We start from the raw sequence: 536 nt of genomic DNA, 5'->3' as shown, positions 1-536 counted from the left end.
GTATGCGAAGCCCGTCTCGGAATTCAGCCTTTGTTGGCAGGGCATAAACACAACAATCGCTTAGAACAAGTGCTTGCGAAAGCTGAAATTGAGCACTCTAACTTTGCCGATGCAGTGACGTTAAATGTGCAAAATCATGTCATTGAAACTACAATGGCAAACCTTTTTTGGGTTAAAGATAACAAGGTTTATACGCCTAGCTTAAATTTGTCTGGCGTCGCAGGCGTGATGCGTCGTAAGGTGCTTGAGTTTTTCGAGGCCAATAATACCGAAGTTGAAGTAGGGGACTTTTCGCTGATGGAACTGCTTTCTGCGGATGAAGTATGGATGTGCAACTCACTACTAGGTGTTGCTCCTGTAACGAGCATTACAGCCTCCAATAACCAAAAAACTGTCTTTCCGATAGGAAAACTGACTCAACGACTGCAAGGGAATTTAAATACGTGATTAAAAAACTGTTGGCTTTTGTTGTGCTGATCGCTGTGATAAGCGCAGCAGGGTTTTTTTACGTTGTTTCACAAACAAAGCAATACGTT

The 536-nt window shown here is 42.7% G+C and carries 1 protein-coding gene; it reads left to right on the top strand.

From position 1 onward, the window contains the following. A partial coding sequence (pabC, locus tag R8N47_RS27890; RefSeq protein WP_318186447.1) for an aminodeoxychorismate lyase occupies window positions 1-447 on the top strand: 447 nt, incomplete at its 5' end. Between the last annotated feature and the right edge of the window lie 89 nt (window positions 448-536).

The organism is Vibrio sp. 2132-1, from assembly GCF_033344315.1.
This window is presented reverse-complemented; position numbering and strand designations above follow the sequence as displayed.